Source organism: Paradesulfitobacterium aromaticivorans, from assembly GCF_054657415.1.
Map to the genome: position 1 here is coordinate 688,751 of NZ_BAAHYT010000010.1, position 22,976 is coordinate 711,726.

At 50.1% G+C, this 22,976-nt stretch carries 21 protein-coding genes, 1 tRNA gene and 2 other annotated features; all 22 genes read right to left on the reverse strand.

From position 1 onward, the window contains the following. Positions 1 to 194: 194 nt before the first annotated feature. The 22 genes from tuf to gltX all read right to left on the reverse strand — a co-directional run bounded on the left by tuf (position 195) and on the right by gltX (position 22,947). Positions 195 to 1,397 (reverse strand): elongation factor Tu, encoded by a 1,203-nt coding sequence (tuf, locus tag ACYQ2N_RS08920; RefSeq protein WP_459998897.1) that lies wholly within the window; start codon positions 1,395 to 1,397, stop codon positions 195 to 197. 115 nt (positions 1,398 to 1,512) lie between these two features. After that, the gene (gene fusA, locus ACYQ2N_RS08925; RefSeq protein ID WP_459998899.1) at positions 1,513 to 3,588 is read right to left on the reverse strand and encodes an elongation factor G; all 2,076 of its coding nucleotides are present in this window, start codon (positions 3,586 to 3,588) and stop codon (positions 1,513 to 1,515) included. Positions 3,589 to 3,626: 38 nt separating this feature from the next. Next, complete coding sequence (rpsG, locus tag ACYQ2N_RS08930; RefSeq protein WP_459998900.1) at positions 3,627 to 4,097, reverse strand: 30S ribosomal protein S7; 471 nt, start codon at positions 4,095 to 4,097, stop codon at positions 3,627 to 3,629. Positions 4,098 to 4,141: 44 nt separating this feature from the next. Further along, complete coding sequence (rpsL, locus tag ACYQ2N_RS08935) at positions 4,142 to 4,558, reverse strand: 30S ribosomal protein S12 (RefSeq protein ID WP_459998901.1); 417 nt, start codon at positions 4,556 to 4,558, stop codon at positions 4,142 to 4,144. Between the two features lie 113 nt (positions 4,559 to 4,671). Then, the gene (locus ACYQ2N_RS08940; RefSeq protein ID WP_459998902.1) at positions 4,672 to 4,923 is read right to left on the reverse strand and encodes a ribosomal L7Ae/L30e/S12e/Gadd45 family protein; all 252 of its coding nucleotides are present in this window, start codon (positions 4,921 to 4,923) and stop codon (positions 4,672 to 4,674) included. A gap of 84 nt (positions 4,924 to 5,007) precedes the next feature. Continuing rightward, a complete protein-coding gene (gene rpoC, locus ACYQ2N_RS08945) occupies positions 5,008 to 8,448 on the reverse strand; it encodes a DNA-directed RNA polymerase subunit beta' (RefSeq protein WP_459998904.1) in 3,441 nt (1,146 codons plus the stop codon). A 30-nt stretch (positions 8,449 to 8,478) separates the two neighbouring features. After that, positions 8,479 to 11,820, reverse strand: a complete 3,342-nt coding sequence (gene rpoB / locus ACYQ2N_RS08950) for a DNA-directed RNA polymerase subunit beta (RefSeq protein WP_459998906.1) — start codon at positions 11,818 to 11,820, stop codon at positions 8,479 to 8,481. A gap of 524 nt (positions 11,821 to 12,344) precedes the next feature. Beyond that, a complete protein-coding gene (gene rplL / locus ACYQ2N_RS08955; RefSeq protein ID WP_459998907.1) occupies positions 12,345 to 12,722 on the reverse strand; it encodes a 50S ribosomal protein L7/L12 in 378 nt (125 codons plus the stop codon). A 33-nt stretch (positions 12,723 to 12,755) separates the two neighbouring features. Further along, positions 12,756 to 13,274 (reverse strand): 50S ribosomal protein L10, encoded by a 519-nt coding sequence (rplJ, locus tag ACYQ2N_RS08960; protein ID WP_459998909.1) that lies wholly within the window; start codon positions 13,272 to 13,274, stop codon positions 12,756 to 12,758. Between the two features lie 28 nt (positions 13,275 to 13,302). Beyond that, positions 13,303 to 13,441 (reverse strand) — a sequence feature (ribosomal protein L10 leader region). A gap of 61 nt (positions 13,442 to 13,502) precedes the next feature. Then, the gene (rplA, locus tag ACYQ2N_RS08965) at positions 13,503 to 14,195 is read right to left on the reverse strand and encodes a 50S ribosomal protein L1 (RefSeq protein ID WP_459998910.1); all 693 of its coding nucleotides are present in this window, start codon (positions 14,193 to 14,195) and stop codon (positions 13,503 to 13,505) included. A gap of 47 nt (positions 14,196 to 14,242) precedes the next feature. Beyond that, complete coding sequence (gene rplK / locus ACYQ2N_RS08970; RefSeq protein WP_459998911.1) at positions 14,243 to 14,671, reverse strand: 50S ribosomal protein L11; 429 nt, start codon at positions 14,669 to 14,671, stop codon at positions 14,243 to 14,245. Between the two features lie 28 nt (positions 14,672 to 14,699). After that, on the reverse strand, positions 14,700 to 15,227 hold the full coding sequence (gene nusG / locus ACYQ2N_RS08975) for a transcription termination/antitermination protein NusG (RefSeq protein WP_459998912.1): 528 nt from the start codon (positions 15,225 to 15,227) through the stop codon (positions 14,700 to 14,702). 59 nt (positions 15,228 to 15,286) lie between these two features. After that, positions 15,287 to 15,508 carry a preprotein translocase subunit SecE gene (gene secE / locus ACYQ2N_RS08980; RefSeq protein WP_459998914.1) on the reverse strand — a complete coding sequence of 74 codons (222 nt, stop codon included), beginning with the start codon at positions 15,506 to 15,508 and terminating at the stop codon, positions 15,287 to 15,289. 86 nt (positions 15,509 to 15,594) lie between these two features. Further along, positions 15,595 to 15,744 (reverse strand): 50S ribosomal protein L33, encoded by a 150-nt coding sequence (gene rpmG / locus ACYQ2N_RS08985; protein WP_459998915.1) that lies wholly within the window; start codon positions 15,742 to 15,744, stop codon positions 15,595 to 15,597. Between the two features lie 212 nt (positions 15,745 to 15,956). Continuing rightward, positions 15,957 to 16,040 (reverse strand) — tRNA-Tyr (locus ACYQ2N_RS08990). A 96-nt stretch (positions 16,041 to 16,136) separates the two neighbouring features. Continuing rightward, entirely contained in the window at positions 16,137 to 16,790 is a 654-nt protein-coding gene (sigH, locus tag ACYQ2N_RS08995; protein WP_459998917.1) for an RNA polymerase sporulation sigma factor SigH, read from the reverse strand. A gap of 174 nt (positions 16,791 to 16,964) precedes the next feature. Beyond that, positions 16,965 to 17,720: a 23S rRNA (guanosine(2251)-2'-O)-methyltransferase RlmB gene (gene rlmB / locus ACYQ2N_RS09000; RefSeq protein WP_459998918.1), complete on the reverse strand. Its 756-nt coding sequence runs from the start codon at positions 17,718 to 17,720 to the stop codon at positions 16,965 to 16,967. A 2-nt stretch (positions 17,721 to 17,722) separates the two neighbouring features. Next, positions 17,723 to 18,358: an FAD-dependent thymidylate synthase gene (gene thyX, locus ACYQ2N_RS09005; RefSeq protein ID WP_459998920.1), complete on the reverse strand. Its 636-nt coding sequence runs from the start codon at positions 18,356 to 18,358 to the stop codon at positions 17,723 to 17,725. 66 nt (positions 18,359 to 18,424) lie between these two features. Beyond that, the gene (locus tag ACYQ2N_RS09010) at positions 18,425 to 18,832 is read right to left on the reverse strand and encodes a Mini-ribonuclease 3 (RefSeq protein WP_460000496.1); all 408 of its coding nucleotides are present in this window, start codon (positions 18,830 to 18,832) and stop codon (positions 18,425 to 18,427) included. A 54-nt stretch (positions 18,833 to 18,886) separates the two neighbouring features. Then, positions 18,887 to 20,314 carry a cysteine--tRNA ligase gene (gene cysS, locus ACYQ2N_RS09015; RefSeq protein WP_459998921.1) on the reverse strand — a complete coding sequence of 476 codons (1,428 nt, stop codon included), beginning with the start codon at positions 20,312 to 20,314 and terminating at the stop codon, positions 18,887 to 18,889. Beyond that, positions 20,265 to 20,957, reverse strand: coding sequence for a serine O-acetyltransferase (cysE, locus tag ACYQ2N_RS09020; protein WP_459998922.1), 693 nt, complete (start codon positions 20,955 to 20,957; stop codon positions 20,265 to 20,267). The genes cysS and cysE overlap by 50 nt, the downstream gene beginning before the upstream one ends. Before the next feature lie 105 nt (positions 20,958 to 21,062). After that, positions 21,063 to 21,306 (reverse strand) — a binding site (T-box leader). Between the two features lie 186 nt (positions 21,307 to 21,492). Next, positions 21,493 to 22,947: a glutamate--tRNA ligase gene (gene gltX / locus ACYQ2N_RS09025; protein WP_459998923.1), complete on the reverse strand. Its 1,455-nt coding sequence runs from the start codon at positions 22,945 to 22,947 to the stop codon at positions 21,493 to 21,495. Positions 22,948 to 22,976 lie beyond the last annotated feature (29 nt).

Consider the following 22,976-nt stretch of genomic DNA (forward strand, 5'->3'; position numbering starts at 1 on the left):
TATAATTACCTCCTTAAAATATTGTCCGTTCATACGGACTCAAACGCGCAAAAATTCCCCGGTCCAGGCGGAGTCACCTGAAGCGGCAACCTTTTGCGTTTTTCCTGGTCCTTAACGCAGGCATTCGGGCCTTAAAAGGCCCGAATGCCGCATTAGGAGAGGGCTTGTTAAGGCCCACCTTATTGCGCTTAAGTTTAGGCAATAACTGAAGCTACAACTCCGGCACCTACTGTGCGTCCGCCTTCACGAATAGCGAAACGAAGTCCTTCTTCCATAGCAATCGGGGTGATAAGCTCTACCTTAATCGTTACACGGTCGCCAGGCATAACCATTTCAATACCTTCCGGGAGTTCAACAACACCGGTAACGTCAGTTGTACGGAAGTAGAACTGAGGGCGGTAGTTGTGGAAGAAAGGAGTGTGACGCCCGCCTTCCTCTTTCGTCAGGATGTAAACCTCACCCGTAAACTTGGTGTGGGGCTTCACTGATCCGGGTTTGGCTAAAACTTGTCCGCGCTCAATATCTTTGCGGTCAACCCCACGCAGCAGAGCACCGATGTTGTCACCGGCTTGGGCTTGGTCAAGCAGCTTGCGGAACATTTCTACCCCGGTGACAACGGTTTTGCGGGGAGCATCCGAAAGACCGATAATCTCAACCTCATCGCCGACTTTAACCACACCGCGCTCAACACGGCCGGTAGCAACGGTGCCACGACCGGTAATGGTAAAGACATCCTCAACCGGCATCAGGAAAGGCTTATCCGTATCGCGTACTGGGGTCGGAATATAGGAATCAACGGCATCCATAAGCTTCCAGATTCCGCCGCACCATTCGCAATCACGGGAACCACAGCCGCACTCAAGGGCTTTGAGGCCGGAACCAGGAATGATGGGAATGTCATCACCCGGGAACTCATACTCATTTAAGAGTTCGCGAATTTCCATTTCGACGAGTTCCATGAGTTCAGGATCGTCTACCATGTCAGCTTTGTTAAGCCACACAACGATGTAAGGAACGCCTACCTGGCGGGCCAGGAGGATGTGCTCGCGGGTTTGCGGCATCGGGCCGTCAGCAGCGGACACAACCAGAATGGCACCGTCCATCTGAGCAGCACCGGTGATCATGTTTTTAACATAGTCAGCGTGCCCTGGGCAGTCAACGTGAGCATAGTGACGGTTGTCCGTTTCATACTCCACGTGAGCTGTGGAAATGGTGATGCCGCGCTCGCGCTCTTCAGGAGCTTTGTCGATTTGGTCAAAGGCAGTGGCCACAGCGCCGCCATGTTTGGACAGAACATAGGTAATAGCTGCAGTGGTGGTCGTTTTACCGTGGTCAACGTGACCGATGGTTCCAACGTTAACGTGGGGTTTGTTACGCTCATACTTTTGTTTTGCCATTGTAAACTTCACTCCTTTAATAAACTAATTCTATTTCCCCGCTGCAACTCGTAAGTCAACAGCGGTAATATACCGGAGGCCGGATGTCAGAGGCCGGATCCACTCGAACCTCGAACTAGCCTTGCCGTTTGGCAATGATGCCCTCAGCAATATTTTTGGGTACTTCTTCATAATGGTCAAATTGCATGACATAGGTTCCGCGTCCCTGGGTGCGTGAACGCAGGTCGGTGGCATAGCCGAACATTTCAGACAGCGGTACAAACCCACGAATCACCTGGGCACCGGCATGGGCTTCCATACCTTCAATGCGGCCCCTACGCGAGTTTATATCCCCGATGACATCACCCATATACTCTTCCGGCACCGTAACCTCTACCTTCATGATGGGCTCCAGAATGGCTGGATCCGCTTTTAAGGCCCCTGCTTTAAATGCCATCGAACCGGCAATCTTAAAGGCCATTTCTGAAGAGTCAACATCATGGTAGGAACCGTCATAGACCGTGGCTCTCATGTCAAGCACCTGATACCCGGCCAGAATACCGTTCTGCATGGCTTCTTCGATACCGGCCCCGATCGGGGAAATGTATTCTCTGGGAATTACCCCGCCTACAATCTTGTTGACAAATTCAAAACCACTTCCAGGCTCAAGGGGTTCAAGCTCAATCCAGCAGTGTCCGTACTGGCCGCGGCCACCGCTCTGGCGTACAAACTTGCCTTCTGCTTTAACCGTTCTACGGATCGTTTCTTTATAGGCAACCTGCGGGCGTCCGACATTGCAGTCGACCTTGAATTCACGTTGCAGACGGTCAACGATAATCTCCAGATGAAGCTCGCCCATCCCGGCGATAATCGTTTGTCCGGTCTCCTGATCCGTATACATCTTGAAGGTCGGGTCTTCTTCTGCCAAACGGTTGAGGGCCCCGCCCATTTTCTCCTGATCCGCTTTCGTTTTGGGCTCGATGGCCACGTTAATAACCGGCTCAGGGAACTGCATGGACTCCAGTACAATCGGACTCTTCTCATCACAGAGAGTGTCCCCGGTAGAAGTATCTTTCAAGCCGACCGCGGCAGCGATATCCCCGGCGCGCACTTCCTCGATTTCCTCACGGTGGTTGGCATGCATTTGCATAATGCGGCCAATGCGCTCACGTTTGCCTTTGCTTGAATTGTAAACATAGGAACCCGAAGTCAGGACCCCCGAATAAACCCGGAAAAACGCCAATTTACCCACATAAGGGTCAGCCATGATCTTAAAGGCTAGGGCAGAGAAAGGCTGACTGTCGTCAGACTCACGCATGTCTTCAGCACCCGTCTCCGGATGTACCCCTTTAATAGCCGGTACATCAAGCGGGGATGGCATATACTCCACAACCGCATCCAAAAGCGGCTGTACCCCTTTGTTCTTGAACGAAGAACCACACAGAACCGGGATAAACTTAAGCGCGATTGTGCCCTGCCTAATCCCGTTGCGGATTTCTTCTTCTGTCAATTCTTCACCTTCGAGATACTTCATCATGAGTTCTTCACTGGTTTCAGCAACTGCCTCAGCCAGTTTCTCACGATATTCGTTGGCCAGTTCGACTAAGTCTCCGGGGATATCGGCAGTGTCACTGGTAGTGCCCAAATCATCAGTGTAAATAGTTGCTTTCATGCTGACCAAATCCACAATCCCTTTGAAGGCATCTTCAACCCCAATCGGGAGCTGGATCGGCACAGGATTGGCACCCAGCCGCTCAGCAATCATAGATACGCCGCGGAAAAAGTCGGCACCCATCCGGTCCATCTTGTTGATATAAGCGATCCGCGGAACTCCATATTTGTCCGCCTGCCGCCAGACTGTTTCGGACTGGGGCTCGACACCTCCTACCGAGCAAAAGACCGCTACCGCGCCATCCAAGACGCGTAAAGAACGCTCTACTTCCACAGTGAAGTCAACGTGCCCGGGTGTGTCTATAATGTTGATACGATGGTTTTTCCACTGGCAAGTGGTAGCAGCAGACGTAATGGTGATCCCGCGTTCCTGTTCCTGCACCATCCAGTCCATCGTTGCTGCTCCGTCATGCACCTCTCCGATTTTATGCACACGTCCTGTATAGAAAAGAATACGTTCTGTTGTCGTCGTCTTGCCGGCATCGATGTGCGCCATAATGCCGATATTCCGAGTCCGCTCTAATGGAAATTGCCTTGCCACAGATAATCCCCCTTTCTGTCAAAGTTACGCGGACAAAATTACCAGCGATAATGAGCAAAGGCTTTGTTCGCTTCGGCCATTTTATGAGTCTCGTCCTTTTTCTTAACAGAACCACCCGTATTATTGGCTGCGTCCAAAAGCTCTCCGGCTAATTTCTCCTGCATGGTCTTTTCTCCACGTTTACGTGAATAGAGCACGAGCCAGCGCAAGCCCAAAGTTTGACGGCGTTCCGTCCGGACTTCAATCGGAACCTGATAGTTCGCTCCGCCGACCCTTCTGGCTTTAACTTCTAAGACTGGCATTACATTTTTAAGGGCTGTTTCAAAAACCTCAACCGGGTCTTTACCGGTCTTATCTTTTATGATATCAAACGCATTATAACAAACGGATTCTGCAATCCCCTTTTTACCATCAAGCATGATCTGGTTAATAAACTTGGTCACGACTCTGTTATTGTAAATCGGATCAGGCAGAATTTCTCGTTTGGCGATATAACCTTTACGCGGCAACAGGTTTCCCCCCTTTACATACTGATATAACTACTGCTTCGGCCCTATTTTTTAGGACGTTTGGCCCCGTATTTCGAGCGGCTTTGATTACGTTTGGCCACACCTGCAGTGTCAAGCGCGCCCCGAACAATATGGTAACGCACGCCCGGAAGGTCTTTAACCCTGCCACCCCGCACGAGCACTACCGAGTGCTCCTGCAAATTATGCCCAATCCCAGGGATATAAGAAGTAACCTCAACGCCGTTAGTTAAACGGACACGGGCCACTTTACGCAAGGCCGAGTTAGGCTTTTTAGGCGTGGTTGTGTAAACCCTGGTGCAAACTCCACGCTTTTGCGGCGATCCTCCCGAGGGAAATTGCTGACGTTTGAGGGCATTATAACCCCATTGCAAAGCAGGAGCTGTCGATTTTTTCTCGACCGCGCTACGTCCTTTGCGGATCAATTGGTTAATCGTCGGCATATCTACACCTCCTTTCCCCGGCAGAAACAATATACCAGGAATTGCTTACCTAAAGCATCAGGCAAGCAATTCCAAAACTTGCATTATGCATCATGCCGATTCGTTAAATCTAATTAGTCTGCGAGAATTGCCACTACCGCTGCTCCGACCTCAATCCCGCAAGCCTTGCCTAATTCGGCCATGCTTGCTACTTTAACCAATTCCACGCGGCGGTTCTGGCAAAGTTCGATAATCGGGCGTACAACAGGGGCTTCCGCGTCTTGAGCAACATAGACCCGGCGGGCGAGCCCTTTTTCCAAGGCTCTTTGCGTCTGTTTTACTCCTACCGTTTTCTGCTTAGCACTTTTAAAGGCTTCATCAAGCACGAAGCTTTCCCCCTTGATCAGAGCTTTCTTTCCTTGTTCTCAAGGACGCACGCTTATATATTCTAGCATTCACTATTAAACGTGTCAAGACTTTACAGGCTCCGCAGCGTCAATTTTGATGTTGCGATAACGCGACATTCCTGTTCCGGCCGGAATGAGCTTGCCAATAATGACATTCTCCTTCAGCCCTAGCAGTGGATCCACTTTTCCTTTGATCGCAGCTTCGGTCAGAACCCTTGTTGTCTCCTGGAAAGAAGCTGCCGACAGGAAGGAGTCCGTAGCTAAGGAAGCCTTCGTAATCCCCATCAAGACCGGGTGCGCAACGGCAGGCTCTCCGCCGGTAGCGATGGTCCGCGCATTTTCTTCCTGAAACTCAAAGACATCAATTAGACCGCCAGGCAGAAAAGCAGTATCTCCCGCTTCTTCAATCTTAACTTTCCTCAGCATCTGACGAACCATGACCTCGATATGCTTATCGTTAATATCAACCCCTTGCAGGCGATAAACACGCTGCACTTCGCCCAGAAGATACACCTGAACGCCGCGGATTCCTTTGACTTTCAGCATATCATGCGGGTTGACACTTCCTTCGGTGAGTTCGTCCCCCGCTTCCACTTTCATTCCTTCTTTCACCTTGAGCCGGGAACCAAAAGGAATGGTGTAATTAACATGCTCATCATTGGGGCCGGAAATTTCCACTTCGCGCCTTCCTTTGACTTCACGCACTGAGGCACTACCGTCTATTTCCGCAATAATTGCCTGCCCTTTAGGCTTACGGGCCTCGAACAATTCCTCGACCCTGGGCAAACCTTGCGTAATATCATCTCCGGCAACGCCACCGGTGTGGAATGTCCTCATCGTCAGCTGGGTTCCAGGTTCCCCAATGGATTGGGCCGCGATAATGCCAACCGCTTCCCCCATCTCAACTTGCCGCCCGGTAGCCAGGTTGCGGCCGTAGCACTTCTTGCACACTCCGTATCTCGTCTTGCACGTGAGCACGGAGCGAATCCAGACATTGTCATAAGCGGCGGCGATTGCTTTGGCCTGGTCTTCCGTTATTTCCTGAGCCGGAGAGGCTAATACTTCTCCCGTCTCAGGATGGAGCAGATCTTCCAGCACGTACCGCCCTACTAAGCGTTCTTCCAGTTTCTCAATGACTTCAGGACCGTCTTTGACATCCTCGACCATGATTCCGTCCCTGGTCCCGCAGTCCTCATCGCGTACGATCACATCCTGAGAAACGTCCACCAGACGGCGGGTAAGATATCCGGAGTCGGCGGTCCTCAGGGCTGTATCTGCCAAACCTTTACGAGCACCATGGGAAGAAATGAAGTATTCCAAAACCGTAAGCCCTTCACGGAAATTCGCTTTAATCGGGAGCTCGATGGTACGCCCGGACGGGTCAGCCATCAATCCCCGCATCCCTGCGAGCTGGCGCAGCTGCTGAATATTACCGCGGGCTCCGGAAGTAGCCATCATGTAAACCGGGTTAAAGCGGTCCAGCGTATCCATCAAAGCCTTAGTTACAGCTTCCGTTGCTTTGGTCCAAGTATCAATGACCAGGTTATAGCGTTCCTCATCCGTGATCAGACCGCGTCGGAATTGCTGCTCAGTCTTGGCCACAAGGCCGTCAGCCTCTGCCAGGATGCGCTTTTTCTCTTCCGGAACCTGAATATCTGATAAACCGACGGTCATACCCGCTTTGGTCGAGAACCTGAATCCCAGGCTCTTGATCCCATCAAGCAGGGCTGCTGTTTTGGCATATCCGCCTAAACGGTAAGTCTTGGCCACGATGTTGCCCAAACCCTTTTTCCCGGCAACTTCATTAATATACCCAACTTCTTCCGGAATGACTGTGTTAAAGATTAACCTCCCCACAGTGGTCTCCAGGAGTCCATTATCACGGCGCACTTTAATCTTGGCCTGCAAGTGAACCGCTTTAGAATTATAAGCCATAACGGCTTCATCATCATCTTTGAAGATCTTACCTTCACCGAAGGCTCCAGGGCGGTCCATAGTAAGATAATACGAGCCAAGTACCATATCCTGAGTCGGGGAAGCCACCGGACGACCGTCTTTCGGATTCAGGATATTATGCGCCGAGAGCATGAGCAAACGCGCTTCCGCCTGAGCCTCCGCCGACAGCGGGACGTGAACAGCCATTTGGTCGCCGTCGAAGTCCGCATTATAGGCTGTACATACCAAGGGATGGATTTGGAGAGCCCGGCCTTCGACCAGAATTGGCTCAAAAGCCTGGATCCCTAAGCGGTGCAGGGTTGGTGCGCGGTTCAGGAGCACCGGGTGATCGGAAATGACTTCTTCGAGAACATCCCACACTTCAGGCCGCACTCTTTCCACCATGCGCTTGGCACTCTTAATATTATGGGCATGCCCTTCATTAACAAGTTTTTTCATCACAAAGGGCTTAAACAATTCCAAGGCCATTTCTTTAGGCAGACCGCACTGATGCAGCTTCAGGTTCGGTCCCACGACGATAACTGAACGTCCGGAGTAGTCAACCCGCTTCCCGAGGAGGTTCTGGCGGAAACGCCCCTGCTTCCCTTTAAGCATATCGCTCAGGGACTTAAGCGGACGGTTCCCCGGTCCGGTAACCGGACGGCCGCGGCGTCCGTTATCAATTAAAGCGTCTACCGCTTCCTGCAGCATTCTCTTCTCATTGCGCACAATGATGTCCGGCGCTCCCAGATCGAGCAGGCGTTTTAAGCGGTTATTGCGGTTAATAACCCTGCGGTAGAGGTCATTTAAATCAGAAGTAGCAAACCGGCCGCCGTCCAGCTGCACCATCGGCCTCAGTTCAGGCGGAATTACCGGAACCACATCAAGGATCATCCAGGTAGGAGAGTTGCCTGACTTCTTAAAGGCCTCCACGACTTCCAGCCTGCGGATGGCGCGGATTTTGCGCTGTCCGGACACCTCCTTTAACTCAGTGCGCAGTTCATCATTGAGCTTTTCGAGATCCATCTCGTCCAGCAAGAGCTTGATCGCCTCAGCACCCATCCCCGCTTCAAAGCGGTCACCGTACTTTTCGCGGTATTCCCGGTACTCAGTTTCCGTGAGCAACTGCTTTTTCATTAAAGAAGTATCTCCAGGCTCTGTAACGATATAAGAAACGAAGTAAAGCACTTTTTCCAGGGCACGGGGGGACATATCCAGGAGCAGCCCCATACGGCTTGGTATCCCTTTGAAATACCAGATATGAGAGACAGGGGCAGCCAGTTCGATATGGCCCATGCGTTCCCGGCGAACTTTGGAACGCGTTACTTCCACACCACAGCGATCGCACACGATTCCTTTGTAGCGAACCCGTTTATATTTACCGCAATGGCACTCCCAGTCCCGCGTCGGGCCAAAAATTTTCTCGCAAAACAGTCCTTCCCGTTCCGGCTTCAAGGTCCGGTAATTGATGGTTTCAGGCTTTTTGACTTCTCCGTAAGACCAGTCGCGGATCATACCCGGAGATGCCAGTCCAATGCGCATCCGGTCAAAGTTGTTGACATCCAGCAAGGTTCGTTCTCTCCTTTCGCCTAACGGGGACTACTCGAGATCATCGACCTCTATAATATCTTCAGTTAAATATTCTTCTTCATCAGAATAGTCATCGTCACCCTCATCCGCAGAGTGCTCTTTGGCAGCGACAGGCGGCTCTTCATGTAAATCAATCCCGAGCTCTTTGGCAGTTTCCGTGACATCTTCGTCTATTTCGCGAATCTCGATCTCTTTATCATCTTCAGAGAGTACACGCACATCAAGACCCAAACTCTGCAATTCCTTAATGAGCACCTTAAATGATTCGGGTACTCCCGGCTCCGGAATATTTTCCCCTTTCACAATGGCCTCGTAAGTTTTGACGCGGCCCACGACATCGTCTGATTTGACAGTGAGAATTTCTTGCAGGGTATAGGCCGCACCATATGCTTCTAAGGCCCAGACCTCCATCTCTCCGAAGCGCTGACCGCCGAACTGAGCTTTGCCGCCCAACGGCTGCTGGGTAACCAGAGAGTACGGACCTGTCGAACGGGCATGGATCTTGTCATCGACCAAGTGGTGCAACTTCAGGACGTACATATAGCCAACTGTAATTTTGCTGTCAAAAGGCTCCCCGGTACGACCGTCATAAAGCATAGACTTGCCTTCATCCGGCAGTCCGGCTTTCTTCAGGGTTTCGAAAACATCGTTTTCCCTGGCACCGTCGAAGACAGGAGTCGCAACCCGGATGCCTAAAGTCTTAGCCGCCCAGCCCAAGTGGGTTTCAAGAACCTGACCGATATTCATCCGTGAAGGGACGCCCAGTGGATTTAACACGATCTCAACCGGAGTACCGTCAGGCATAAAGGGCATATCTTCCTGCCTCATGATGCGGGAGATAACTCCCTTGTTACCGTGGCGACCGGCCATTTTGTCTCCGACCGATATTTTACGCTTCTGCGCAATATAGACACGCACCAATTCATTAACCCCAGGTGCGAGTTCATCCCCATTTTCCCGAGTGAACACTTTGACATCAACGATCTTACCCGCTTCTCCGTGCGGAACCCTGAGGGATGTATCCCTGACTTCGCGCGCTTTTTCCCCGAAGATCGCTCTTAAGAGGCGTTCCTCGGCTGTAAGCTCAGTCTCCCCTTTGGGAGTTACTTTTCCTACCAAGATGTCCCCCGGCCTGACCTCAGCGCCAATCCGGATGATCCCGCGTTCGTCCAGATCTTTCAAGACGTCCTCGCCCACATTCGGAATATCACGGGTGATTTCCTCCGGCCCGAGCTTGGTGTCGCGGGCATCTGCCTCATACTCCTCAATATGGATGGAAGTATAGTAATCTTCCCTCACCAGCTTTTCACTGATGAGAATAGCGTCTTCGTAGTTATACCCTTCCCAGGTCATAAAGGCCACGAGCACATTACGGCCCAGGGCCAGTTCCCCATTGTCGGTGGACGGCCCGTCAGCAATAATCTGCCCGGCTTCCACTCTCTCTCCTTTGCTCACAATCGGCCTTTGGTTGATGCACGTTCCCTGGTTGGAACGCAGGTATTTGAGGAGCTTGTGTTTCTCGGTGGTTCCCCCATCATGGCGGACGATAATTCCGTCAGCCGTGACGCGCTCCACTACACCGGCTTTTTTGGTGATCGCGCATACCCCGGAGTCACGCGCAGCCTTGTACTCGATGCCGGTTCCTACATAGGGAGAATCCGTGCGCAAGAGAGGTACTGCCTGTCGCTGCATATTGGAACCCATAAGGGCACGGTTAGCGTCATCATGCTCCAAAAACGGTATCAGAGCGGTCGCAATTGAGACCATCTGTTTCGGGGATACGTCCATGTAATCAATACGGTTCGGGGCTACCAAGACGAAATCCGCTCCATGCCTGGCGTCAATCTTCTCTCCCAGGAAACGCCCTTCTTCATCCAGGGGGGCATTAGCCTGAGCCACAATATATTTCTCTTCCTCATCAGCGGTGAGGTAATGGATTTCATCTGTAACCATGCCCTGCTCTTTATCCACTTTGCGGTAAGGAGCCTCGATAAATCCGTATTCATTAATACGTCCATACGTACTTAAGGATCCGATCAAACCGATGTTCGGTCCCTCCGGAGTCTCTACCGGGCACATCCGCCCATAGTGGGAGTGGTGAACGTCCCGTACCTCGAACCCGGCGCGTTCCCTGCTTAACCCACCTGGGCCCAGGGCGCTCAGACGCCGCTTGTGCGTGAGTTCAGCGAGCGGATTGGTTTGATCCATAAACTGGGAAAGCTGACTGCTGCCAAAAAACTCTTTGATGGCAGCCACAACCGGCCTGATATTAATTAATACTTGAGGGGTGATAACATCAACGTCCTGAATCGTCATGCGCTCGCGCACAACCCGTTCCATCCTGGACAAGCCGATGCGGAACTGGTTCTGCAAAAGCTCCCCGACCGAACGCAGGCGGCGGTTCCCTAAGTGGTCAATATCATCTTTGTGCCCCTCGCCATTCATCAACTGCAGCAAGCGGCGCATCGTGGCGATAACGTCCTCTTTGGTAAGATGGCGAATCTCAATCGGAATCTCAAGCGTAAGTTTTTTATTTAACTTGTACCGGCCCACTTTGGCCAGGTCATAGCGCTTAGGATCAAAGAACAAAGCATCAAGCAGGGAACGGGCACTGTCCACCGTCGGCGGTTCCCCCGGACGTAAGCGTTTGTAAATCTCAACCAAAGCTTCTTCCACAGACTCGGAATTGTCCCGCTCCAGAGTCATGCGCACATGTTCATTGTCGCCAAACAGCTCTAAAATCTGACCATTGCTGCCATAGCCAAGCGCACGAATCAGGACGGTGGCCGGCAGTTTGCGGGTGCGGTCAACCCGGACAAAAAGGTTGTCATTAATATCCGTTTCGAATTCCAACCAAGCCCCGCGATTAGGAATAATGGTGGCACCGTAAAGCTTTTTGCCACTAGTGTCAATTGATTCAGCGTAATAGACGCCGGGCGAGCGCACAAGCTGGCTGACAATCACGCGCTCAGCACCGTTAATGATAAACGTGCCTTTATCAGTCATGAGTGGGAAGTCTCCCATGAAAACTTCCTGCTCCTTAACTTCTCCCGTTTCCTTATTGATAAGGCGGACCTTAACCCGTAGAGGCGCAGCATACGTTACATCACGTTCTTTACATTCCTCAACCTCGTACTTGGCCTCACCCAAGCTGTAGTCAATAAACTCCAAAACGAGGTTTCCTGTGAAATCCTGAATCGGGGAAATATCACGAAACATTTCGCGCAACCCCTCATCAAGAAACCACCGGTAGGAGTTCTGCTGGATTTCGATGAGATTCGGTATGTCGAGAACCTCACGGATTCTGGAATAACTCCAGCGTTCCCGTGTCCCAACCTTAACTGGATACATTTACGCTTCACCCCTCAAGTGTGATTTCCTCCCAAGGAAAAAAAATAATAACATAAACAGCCAAAAGCAAGGCCTTTTACAAAACCTCGCTTCCCTGTTTATGGATCTCCCTCATAGAGATGCACACATCCAAATTATTATCTCCCCAGTGTGATAAGCTTATGTCTCAGGGTATAAATTTCTAAAGAAAACTTGGCTTGCGCCCGTTAGTCCGTGAAGGACTAACGCACTTGTTAGCCTTAAGGCGCAGGCGGAAGCCTTAGTTGCACTTATGCGCCTTGAGACATATACTTTCTGACTAGCCTTAAAAACTGGATAATCCTTACCAATTACTGACACAGTAACGATTATTAAGTATACCAACACTTAAGGGAAAGGTCAAGCAAAAAAGGACTTTTAGGGTAAATTTTTTTGAGATATTAACAAGAATCCTGTCCAATTCAGCAATGATTGGATTAACGTCAAAGGACTGCCCAGAATATCTTCTGAGCAGCCCCCGTTTATCTCAGTCTAAAATTATCCGCTTACTTCACTTCGACAGAAGCACCAGCTTCGGTAAACTTGGCTTTCAGAGCCTCGGCATCCTCTTTGGAAACCTTTTCTTTTACAGGCTTCGGAGCATTGTCCACGAGTTCCTTAGCTTCTTTAAGGCCTAACCCGGTTACTTCGCGCACTACTTTGATAACATTGATCTTAGAAGCGCCAGCACCGGTCAGAATTACATCGAATTCAGTTTGCTCTTCAACTACAACAGCGGCAGCGGCAGCGGCAGGAGCAGCGGCAACTGCAACCGGAGCAGCAGCGCTTACGCCGAACTCTTCTTCAAACGCTTTCACTAATTCAGAAAGCTCAAGTACGGTTAAGCCTTTAACGGCTTCAATGATCTCAGCAACTTTAGACATTTTAATTTCCTCCTAAAAAATTATTAAAGTTTATTATGCTTCTTTCAGCTTACGCACTTCTTCTAAAGCATAGCCCATCTTGCGAATCGGTCCCTGCAGGACATTGACCAGTCCAACCAGCGGAGCCTGAATTCCGGCAAGCACCATCGCGAGCAGAACCTCGCGTGACGGCAGATCCGCTAAAGATTTAACTCCGTCCGGACCAATTACTTTTCCTTCAAGCACTCCGGCCTTGATCGCAAACTTCTTATTCGTCTTGGCAAAATCGACTAAGACTTTGGCCGGGGCTACCGGATCAGCTGAAAAAGCTACTGCTGTCGGACCTTCCAGGTAAGAATCAAGTCCTTGAATTCCTACTTCATTGGCCGCCCGGCGTACCATCGTGTTTTTGAGTACCCTGTAGTCCACTCCGGCTTGGCGCAACTGCACGCGCAGTTTAGTGACTTCAGCCACAGTCAGGCCGCGGTAGTCTGCTAACACCACCCCGGCAGAGTGTTCGAATTTGTCTTTAATCTCGGCTACAACCTGAGATTTAGCTTCGATATCGGGCATTTGTGTCCACCTCCTTCCGCACGTCAGAACAGAACATTAAAAAACCTCCGCTGCTGCAGAGGTTAAGAACGCCAAGGAAACATAGCAAGTTGCCTGTGCATCCAACCTCGGCAGGAAATATTAAGCCTTAAGGCTCCTGCTGTCTACAGCGGAAAAGTTATTCAGTTCTTTCGAACTATAGTTCTTTCGAAGTATATCTCATCTGGAAAGTGCCGTCAAGGCACTTGCTCAGTGAGCTTTCAAAGGATTGATGCTTACACCTGGCCCCATAGTCGAAGAAACAGTTACACTCTTGACATATTGGCCCTTGGCAGCAGCGGGCTTAGCCTTAATCAGGGTTTCTGCCAACACTCGGTAATTCTCAACGAGTTTGGTCTCGTCAAAAGAGACTTTACCAATAGGGGCATGAATAATCCCGGCCTTATCTGCCCGGTATTCGATCTTACCAGCTTTGACATCTTTAATAGCCCGGGCAACATCGAAAGTAACCGTTCCTGTTTTCGGGTTGGGCATCAGACCCTTAGGTCCGAGCAATCTTCCGAGCTTACCGACCATGCCCATCATGTCCGGAGTGGCAACAGCCACTTCAAAACCAAACCAGCCTTGTTCGATCTTGGCGATCATATCTTCAGCGCCAACAAAATCTGCTCCGGCTTGTTCTGCTTCTTTAGCCTTGTCCCCTTTAGCGAAAACCAAGACACTCCGTGTTTTCCCAGTTCCGTTAGGTAGCACAAGCGCACCACGGATCTGCTGATCGGCATGACGGGTATCAATACCGAGCTTGAAAGCTACTTCGACCGTTTCGTCAAATTTCGCTTTGGCAATCTTTTTGACAATCGCCAGGGCTTCTGCAGGCTCATAGACCGCATCGCGGTCATAGGCCTTAAGAGCATCCTGGTAATTCTTTCCTACTTTGGCCATTCTCTAACCTCCTTGTGGTTAACGGATTACTCCTCCCACTTAATTCCTTAACCTTCGATAATTTCTACACCCATGCTGCGGGCAGTGCCCTCAACCATGCGCATAGCTGCTTCAATACTGGCTGCGTTCAAGTCTTTCATCTTAAGTTCGGCTATTTCGCGGACTTTAGATTTACTCACTTTGGCCACCTTTTTGCGGTTAGGCTCAGAGGAACCAGACTCAATATTAGCAGCTTTTTTCAGCAGCACTGAAGCGGGCGGAGTTTTGGTAATAAAGGTAAAGGAGCGATCTTCAAAAACAGTAATTTCAACCGGAATAATCAAACCCGCTTGATCCTTGGTACGCTCATTGTACTCTTTGCAAAAGGCCATAATATTGACCCCGTGCTGACCAAGCGCCGGACCAACCGGAGGTGCCGGTGTAGCTTTACTCGCCTGAATCGCCAATTTTACCAGACCTACCACTCTTTTTGCCATTCTCTACACCTCCTTGTCAGGGTATACTCTAGTCAAGCTTTTCAACCTGATCAAAATCCAATTCCAAGGGAGTCTCGCGGCCAAACATGGACACAGATACCCGCAATTTACCCTTGTCTTCTAAAATCTGCCGTACGACTCCGATGAAATCCTTAAAGGGCCCGGAAGATACCCGGACATTTTCATCGACGGCAAAATTAATCTTGGTACGAGTCTCTTCAAGCCCCATCTGGCGCATAATGATTAAAACCTCGTGCTGTAAGAGCGGGATTGGTTTGGCACCCGTCCCGACAAAGCCGGTAACTCCCGGGGTATTGCGTACGACATACCAAGAGTCATCCGTCATTTCCATTTCTACCAGCACATATCCAGGAAAGACCTTGCGCTTAGTGATTTTTTTCTTCCCGTTCTTGATTTCGATTTCATCCTCCATCGGCACCAGAACGCGAAAGATTTTATCCTCCATATTCATGGATTCAACACGCTTCTCTAAGTTGGTCTTTACCTTGTTTTCATAACCGGAATACGTATGGATTACATACCAATTCTTAGCCATCTTTTATCTGGGAACCCCCTTGCAGTAGGCCCCAACCCTCCTATGGATTATTGAGAGCCTCATCCATAGACCCTGGAGAAGGCTGCAGACAGCCCGCTGTCAACAATCCAAAGCAGAAAAGCCACAATCGCAACGGAGACAAATACAACTCCGGTATAAGTAAGCAATTGTTGCCGGTTTGGCCAATGAACCTTTTTTAATTCACTCCAAGCCCCACTCAAATAATCTTTGGTTTTGATTGTTGTGCTTTGGGCATTTGCCGGTTTCTTTACTGCGCCCATGACATCACATCCTTATAAACATCGGTGTCCTGCGAAAACCAACAACGCTTCCTGGCGTACAATATAACTGGCGCAAAAAAAAATAACTATTTGGTTTCTTTGTGGACAGTTTGGGTCTTGCAGAACTTGCAGTACTTCTTGACTTCCAAGCGGTCAGGATTGTTTTTCTTATTCTTCATAGTAGAATAATTGCGTTGTTTACACTCTGTACAAGCCAAAGTTATTCCAACCCGCATTTCAACGAACACCTCCCCGGGCACTTGCAGGCTTCTGATATTTAGCACATTGCTCATAATAATTTAGCACAAGATAGTCACGATGTCAAATAAGAAAAAGACAGCCTAGCCGTCTTCTCACGCTTGACATTATTTACTCGCAAATTCACGTTTGAGTACAAAGCCGCAAATCGCGCTTTTACCCTCGAACCACGAATATCGAATATCGAATCTGGTGGGCAGGGATGGATTCGAACCACCGTACCTTTCGGAACAGATTTACAGTCTGCCGCCTTTAACCACTCGGCCACCTGCCCATATTCACCTAAATCGCGCTAACAGATTAGCACATATAACCCTTGGGTGCAAGAGCTGATATGTATTTTCAATCTTCCTCTTTAATCCAACAAGCATTAGCCATCGCGCCGTTCCAAATAGCGTTCGAGCTTTCTTTTGACCCGTTGAAGCGCGTTATCAATCGATTTGACATGACGCCTTAAGTCTACGGCAATCTCCTGATAGGATTTCCCTTCAAGGTAAGCCATTAAAACTTTCCACTCTAACGAACTGAGAATTTCGCCCATCTTTTCTTCGATATCGTCGAATTCTTCCCTGCTGATAATTAGTTCTTCCGGATCGGTAATTCTGGTTCCGGAAATCACATCAAGCAAAGTGCGGTCAGAATCCTCGTCATATATGGGCTTATTCAATGAGACATAAGAATTGAGCGGAATATGCTTTTGCCGGGTTGCAGTTTTAATCGCCGTAATGATTTGTCTGGTAATGCACAGTTCAGCAAAGGCGCGGAACGATGAAAGCTTATCCCCGCGAAAATCGCGGATAGCTTTATAAAGTCCAATCATTCCCTCTTGAATAATGTCCTCACGGTCGGCACCGATTAAAAAATATGAACGAGCCTTTGCTCTGACGAAGTTTTTATATTTGTTAATTAGGTATTCCAGTGATGCAGCATCGCCTTCTTTGGCCAGTTCGACAACCTCTTCATCGATAAAGGTATCGAGTAATTCGCACCCTTCTGGAAGTTCAGGTTGGGCATTAAGACTCAATCAGATCCCCCCTGTTTCTTGGGATGAAGATGGTGCATTCCCGTTACTTCCTTGTCCGCAGGACATTCTAATTATAACTGACGGCAAAGATTAGCGTCAAGGCGAACTTTCAGAGGTTCTGTCGGCCACGCCAAGCCTTCGACTCAACGGGTGGAGGCTCTTACTCTGCAGCTTCTATACCTGACCTTCAGCTCCAGTTCTTCTTCGCTGCCGTAAGGCTTCATACAGCATAACCGAGCCCGCTACACTGGCATTGAGGGAACTGACCTTGCCCAGCATCGGGATGCTTACAATCTCATCACATGTCTCCCGCACCAGACGGCTCATTCCCTGGCCCTCACTCCCAATGACCAATACTCTGGATCCTGTAAGATCAGCACTGTAAATATCTGTGCCGCCAGCCTCTGCTCCCGAAACCCAACAGCCCTCTTCTTTCAGCTCGCGTAGGCTCTGAACCAGATTGCTCACCCTTGCCACCAGCACATGCTCCAAGGCCCCCGCCGAAGTCTTGGCCACAATTGCGGTCAAGGCCACATTGCGCCGCTTCGGAATAATCACCCCATGCGCCCCCACAGCATCTACAGTCCGCAGGAGTGCTCCCAGGTTATGCGGGTCTTCAAGCCCATCCAGGGCCAGAATAAAAGGCTCCTCCTGGCGCGTGCGGGCCAATTCAATAATATCTTCCACCTTGGCATATTCGCGGGCTGCGATGTAAGCCATAATCCCCTGGTGCTTAGCCCCTTCCGTAACCCTGTCCAGAACCTGGCGGTCTACCAACTGAAAAGGAATCCCACGGTCACGCAAACTGTTGATAAGATCATGACTGCGCCGATCCTCTCCTTCTTTTTGGATCAGGACCTTATTTACCGGTTTCCCGCTCTCGATCAATTCTCGGACAGGATTTCTCCCGTACACTATTTCTTCGTTCATGGCTACACTCCCAGAATCTTATTAAGCCAGGGTTCCCTTTCCAGCAAAAGCCCAGCCATCCTTTGCATCATCTCTTTTATCTCCCACTGGGCTCCCGGTGTCAACACCCTCTTCTCATACACATCCAGAAAAGAACGCAAATTTAGAGAAGTAACAAAATTAGTCCCGGCTGACCCTGGCAAGACAAAGCGGGCATCCTCTTTTTTCACGCCCAGGCTTAATAAGCGGTCATAAACCTCTTGGGCTTGCCCCATGGCTTTGCTAAATTCTTCCCGGAGTGCAGGGTTTTGCGTAATTTCCGGCGGCATCACAAAGTCGAACAGACTGCCGCTCTTTTTCCCAGACTGCTCTGACACATAACGCTGGCTTTGCACGGAGAGACTTACCCCAATGCGATGCCGTGAATACTGAGCCAAAAGAGTCCTGGAAACATCTCTCACCGCGAAAGTCATCGTGCAATGCTCCAGCACGCTTAAATGCCTGCTTTTTAGGATATGCTCAGCTATCCTTAGCATCTCATCTGTCGATGGTTCCTGTTCCATCAATTCAATGGGGGACATCGGGCTGTAACATGTCCGCGCTGCCACCCAGATGCTTTTCAAGTAGTGAGGGGAGGTCGTAAGCAGCTTAACTTCCATATATGCCAATCCTCTCTCAAGACAAATTCTATATGCTAAATTTTTTCCGTGTCTTTGCCAAAATATTTAGGTCTTTGAATAGCTATCTTCAGCCATTATCCCTTCTATTTGCCCGAAGGCCCATTCCATCCGTTCGAAACGCTCTGTCAGCTGCCAATACCCGACCAAGGCCTCAAAAGCGGTGGCATGGCGGTATGTCACTACATCTACATTTTTCGGGTGGCTCCCTTTCGTGTTGCGCCCGCGCAGCACGACCTGCTGTTCAACCTCATCCAAATCCGGCCACAGGCTGTGCAGCACTTTGGCTTGAGTGCCTGCCCGCACGTAAGCAACGGTGGCCTTGTGCAGCTCCCGCACTTTCTCATGCCCTTGGTCCAAGAGGTGGCTGCGCACCCACAATTCATAAACAGCGTCTCCCAAGTACGCCAAGCTTAAGGAATTTAATTCCTGCCAGTTACGTTTTCCGCTAAAGATAACCACTCCCTATTTCGATATTCGATATTCGATATTCGATATTCGATTTTGAGCCTAATGCCAGCGTGCTCCTTGGGGTGTGTCCTCGATGACTATTCCGGCTTCCTTCAATGCATCCCGGATGTAGTCTGACGTAGCCCAGTCTTTCTGCTGCCGGGCCCGCGCCCGCACTTGCAGCAGAATGTCCATAACCTGATTCAGTTTTTTGTCATCCTTGGCGCCACTTTGCGCCGGATGTGCCAAATCAAAGCCTAGAACTCCGGCCAGTTCCAGCAACGTGTTATACGCAAGCTGTAGCCCTTCAGAGCGAGCCTGGTTTTCCTGGACATGCGTATTTAGGGCTTTAGCCAAGTCATACAAGGCTGCATAAGCCAATGCAGAATTAAAATCATCATCCATCGCCTTTTCAAAGCTGTGGCGAGTATCTCTTGCGTTCTGCTTTAACTCCTCTTCCTTTTCCTGTGGGGGCAAAGTCCTGCTTTCCCTGTTTAGCGCCTCGGAAGCCAGACGTACGCTTGTCTGCAGGCGTTCTAACCCTTTCTGCGCCATCTCCAGTTTTTCATCATCAAAATCAAGCGGGCTGCGATAATGAGTCCCGAGCAGATAAAAGCGGATCACTTCTCCCGGGTACTCAGCGAGCATTTCTCTGACTGTAAAGAAGTTGCCGAGAGATTTGGACATCTTCTCCTGTTTGACCGTAAGAAAAGCGGTATGCATCCAATGACGGGCAAATGTCCCCCCGCCCAGGTAACCTTCGGACTGGGCAATCTCATTTTCATGGTGCGGAAACACCAAGTCCCCGCCCCCACCGTGAATGTCAAACCCAGCACCCAGATATTTCAAAGACATGGCCGAACACTCAATATGCCAGCCTGGTCGGCCCTGACCCCAGGGGCTCTCCCAGTAAGGTTCCCCAGGCTTGGCTTTCTTCCAAAGCGCAAAATCCATCGGGTTTTCTTTACGCTCGTCCACTTCCACGCGGGCCCCCGCCTGCATATCTTCGAGCGTCCGCCCGGACAGCTTACCGTAGCCGGGAAACCTGTTGACCGCAAAATAGACATCCCCTTCTACTTCATAAGCCAAACCTTTAGCTATTAATCCTTGAATAATCTCGATCATTTCCGGGATATGCTCCGTGGCCTTTGGGTGAATGGTCGCCGGAAGAATATTCAAAGCCTTGGCGTCTTTAAAATACTCGTCAATATATTTACGGGCTAAGGACAACGGCTCCATGCCTTCCTCTTGGCCACGCTTAATAATCTTATCGTCCACATCCGTAAAGTTTTGAATATAGTTGACTTCATATCCCTTATACATTAAATAGCGCCGGATCATGTCAAAATCTACCAGCATACGGGCATTCCCTAGATGGAAGAAATTATAGGTGGTAGGCCCGCAGGCATAGACTCCTACTTTCCCGTGTTCACGCGGCTTAAACTCTTCTTTTTGACGGGTCATGGTGTTGAACAATCTCAAAGACATCGCATCTGTCTCCCTTCTCCTGTAATTCCCGCTCAAGTCTATCTACCCTGTCCATGAGGCACTGTATCATCTCGGTCACCGGGTCCGGAAGAACCTCATGCCTCAGATCAAAATCCCGAACCGATTCGCCCCTTCTGATGACGACCCGTCCCGGAACCCCTACCACTGTGGAATCATTGGGAACAGGCTTAACCACGACTGAACCGGCTCCTATTTTGACATTGTCTCCAATTGTAACCGACCCCAGGATCTTGGCCCCGGACCCTACCACTACGTTATTCCCAAGGGTCGGGTGCCTTTTCCCTTTTTCTTTCCCCGTTCCGCCCAAAGTAACTCCCTGGTAAAGTGTGACATTGTCCCCAATTTCCGTTGTCTCCCCAATCACCACCCCGGTACCGTGATCAATAAAGAAGCCTTGGCCGATCGTGGCTCCCGGATGGATCTCAATCCCGGTCAAAAAGCGGGACAGCTGTGAGATCAGGCGCGGCAGGAGCACAAGCTTGCGCTTATACAGGGCGTGCGCCATCCGGTGCAAAAGCAAGGCATGAAAACCAGGGTAACAGAGGACCACCTCGATGATACTTTTGGCGGCCGGGTCCCGTTCGAATATGACCTGGATATCTTCGCGAACTTGCCGAAACACTTGCCATCACCCCGCTTTTCATTCTCCAAAATATGATTCCCGGTCTCAAGCTAAAATTTTACCCTCATGCATTACACAGGAATAAAATAAAAAAGGAACCCCTCGTGCAGAGACGAAGAATTCCCGTGGTTCCACTCTGCTTGAACAAGATACTTTTGCGCATTGCATCATCAATATGCACGTGCCTGTTCCGCTCATAGCCTTTAACGCAGCTGAGACGGGTTAAGGTACTCACTTCCCCTAACCGGTTCAAGGACGCACTTCCAGAAGTTTTTCGGGACGGCTCTCACCCTTCCGTCCTCGCTGCCGACAAATCCACTTCTGTACTCTTTCCTGTCATCACTTTTACGCACGATAATCTAAGCAAAATCTACATAAACCAATTTGAGAATTGCTTAGTTATATCGTTCAACCTGGAGAACAATTTAGGATTTATTATACGGATTATAACAAATCTTAAGAGGATGTCAACTAAGTCCATCCGCTTAAAAAGAAAATGGCATTGCTTCAATTATGACATGACACAAAATCTTTTTTAGAGAAGTGCCAGAGTTTCAAGCCTATGTAAAACATCGTCAGGGCCTAAGAGGGCTATGATTTTATCGAGATCCGGACCGTGCACCCGCCCGGTTAGAGCAGCCCTTACTGGCATAAATATGAACTTGGCCCCTAGCTTTAGCTCTTTGGTCAGTTGCTTAAGCATTGCTTTGGCATCTTCAGCCGTAACAGGCTTGCTTTCCGCCATCTTACTCTTAAAAGCCTCTAAAACTTGCGGAACCTGTTCCCCTCTGAGGACCTCCCGTGCTTCTTCGTCAGGCTCCAAGGCTTGTCCGCCGTAGAAATAATGGACATAATCCTTGACTTGAGCCAGGTAAGATACATGCTCAATAACAGCCTGCACAAAGGCGCTAGCCCAAGCTCTTTGCTCGGTCGAGATCTCTCCTGTCGGCATCACCCCAGCATCGCGCAAATGTGGCAGTGCAAGCTCAGCCAAGCGCTCAGGGGCAGCCTCTTTAAGATAATGGGCATTGATCCAATTAAGCTTATTAAGGTCAAATACAGCCGGGCTCTTCGACACGCGGTCGAGCGCGAACTTGTCCGCCAGTTCCTCCAACGTGAAAAACTGTTCTTCACCCGGCGGAGACCAGCCCATGAGCACGATGAAATTAATCACCGCTTCCGGCAGGTACCCTTTGTTCTGATAATCTATAACCGCGGTATCGCCATCGCGCTTGCTCATCTTGCGCCCTTCAGTGTTGAGAATGAGAGAGATATGGGCAAACTCCGGCACCGGCACACCCAAAGCCTCGTAAATCAAAACTTGGCGCGGAGTGTTCGAAAGATGCTCCTCCCCCCGAATAACCTGCGTTATACTCATGGAAATATCATCAACCACAACCGCAAAGTTATAAGTAGGGATGCCATCAGACTTGACGATGATATAATCTCCGATCCCGTCACTCTCAAATACCACGTCTCCGCGCACAAGATCCCGAATGAGAATCTGCTTGCCTTCCGGCACCTTGAAACGGACGACCGGTTGGCGGCCCTCAGCCTCGTATGCAGCCTTCTGTTCAGGGGTAAGGTGGCGGCATTTACCTAGATAACGCGGAGTTCCCCCTTTCGCTGTCAACTCCTGCCGCTCCTGCTCCAGCTCTTCCTCAGAGCAATAACAGTGGTAAGCATGCCCCTGGGCCAACAACTTATCTGTATACTCCCGATAAAGCTCAAGGCGCTCGGTCTGGCGGTAAGGTCCATTCTCCCCCCCGACCTCAATCCCTTCATCCCATTCTATCCCTAACCAGCGCAAGGCTTCTAAAATATTATGTTCGGATTCACGGCTGGAGCGCTCTAAGTCTGTATCCTCGCTGCGCACAATAAAAGTGCCGTTATGTTTACGGGCCAATAAATAATTAAACAAGGCCGAGCGCGCGCCTCCAATATGCAGAGGCCCGGTCGGGCTAGGGGCAAATCTTACTTTAAGCTTCATTGTTTTCCTCCCCGGGGTCTGACCCCCTA

Excerpts from the sequence above, each read along its gene's own strand:
- tuf (WP_459998897.1), bottom strand. The coding sequence starts at position 1,397 with ATGGCAAAACAAAAGTATGAGCGTAACAAACCCCACGTTAACGTTGGA.
- rpsL (WP_459998901.1), bottom strand. The coding sequence starts at position 4,558 with ATGCCGACGATTAACCAATTGATCCGCAAAGGACGTAGCGCGGTCGAG.
- rpoB (WP_459998906.1), bottom strand. The coding sequence starts at position 11,820 with ATGTATCCAGTTAAGGTTGGGACACGGGAACGCTGGAGTTATTCCAGA.
- rplL (WP_459998907.1), bottom strand. The coding sequence starts at position 12,722 with ATGTCTAAAGTTGCTGAGATCATTGAAGCCGTTAAAGGCTTAACCGTA.
- rplJ (WP_459998909.1), bottom strand. The coding sequence starts at position 13,274 with ATGCCCGATATCGAAGCTAAATCTCAGGTTGTAGCCGAGATTAAAGAC.
- rplA (WP_459998910.1), bottom strand. The coding sequence starts at position 14,195 with ATGGCCAAAGTAGGAAAGAATTACCAGGATGCTCTTAAGGCCTATGAC.
- rplK (WP_459998911.1), bottom strand. The coding sequence starts at position 14,671 with ATGGCAAAAAGAGTGGTAGGTCTGGTAAAATTGGCGATTCAGGCGAGT.
- nusG (WP_459998912.1), bottom strand. The coding sequence starts at position 15,227 with ATGGCTAAGAATTGGTATGTAATCCATACGTATTCCGGTTATGAAAAC.
- secE (WP_459998914.1), bottom strand. The coding sequence starts at position 15,508 with ATGGGCGCAGTAAAGAAACCGGCAAATGCCCAAAGCACAACAATCAAA.
- rpmG (WP_459998915.1), bottom strand. The coding sequence starts at position 15,744 with ATGCGGGTTGGAATAACTTTGGCTTGTACAGAGTGTAAACAACGCAAT.
- rlmB (WP_459998918.1), bottom strand. The coding sequence starts at position 17,720 with ATGAACGAAGAAATAGTGTACGGGAGAAATCCTGTCCGAGAATTGATC.
- thyX (WP_459998920.1), bottom strand. The coding sequence starts at position 18,358 with ATGGAAGTTAAGCTGCTTACGACCTCCCCTCACTACTTGAAAAGCATC.
- cysS (WP_459998921.1), bottom strand. The coding sequence starts at position 20,314 with ATGTCTTTGAGATTGTTCAACACCATGACCCGTCAAAAAGAAGAGTTT.
- gltX (WP_459998923.1), bottom strand. The coding sequence starts at position 22,947 with ATGAAGCTTAAAGTAAGATTTGCCCCTAGCCCGACCGGGCCTCTGCAT.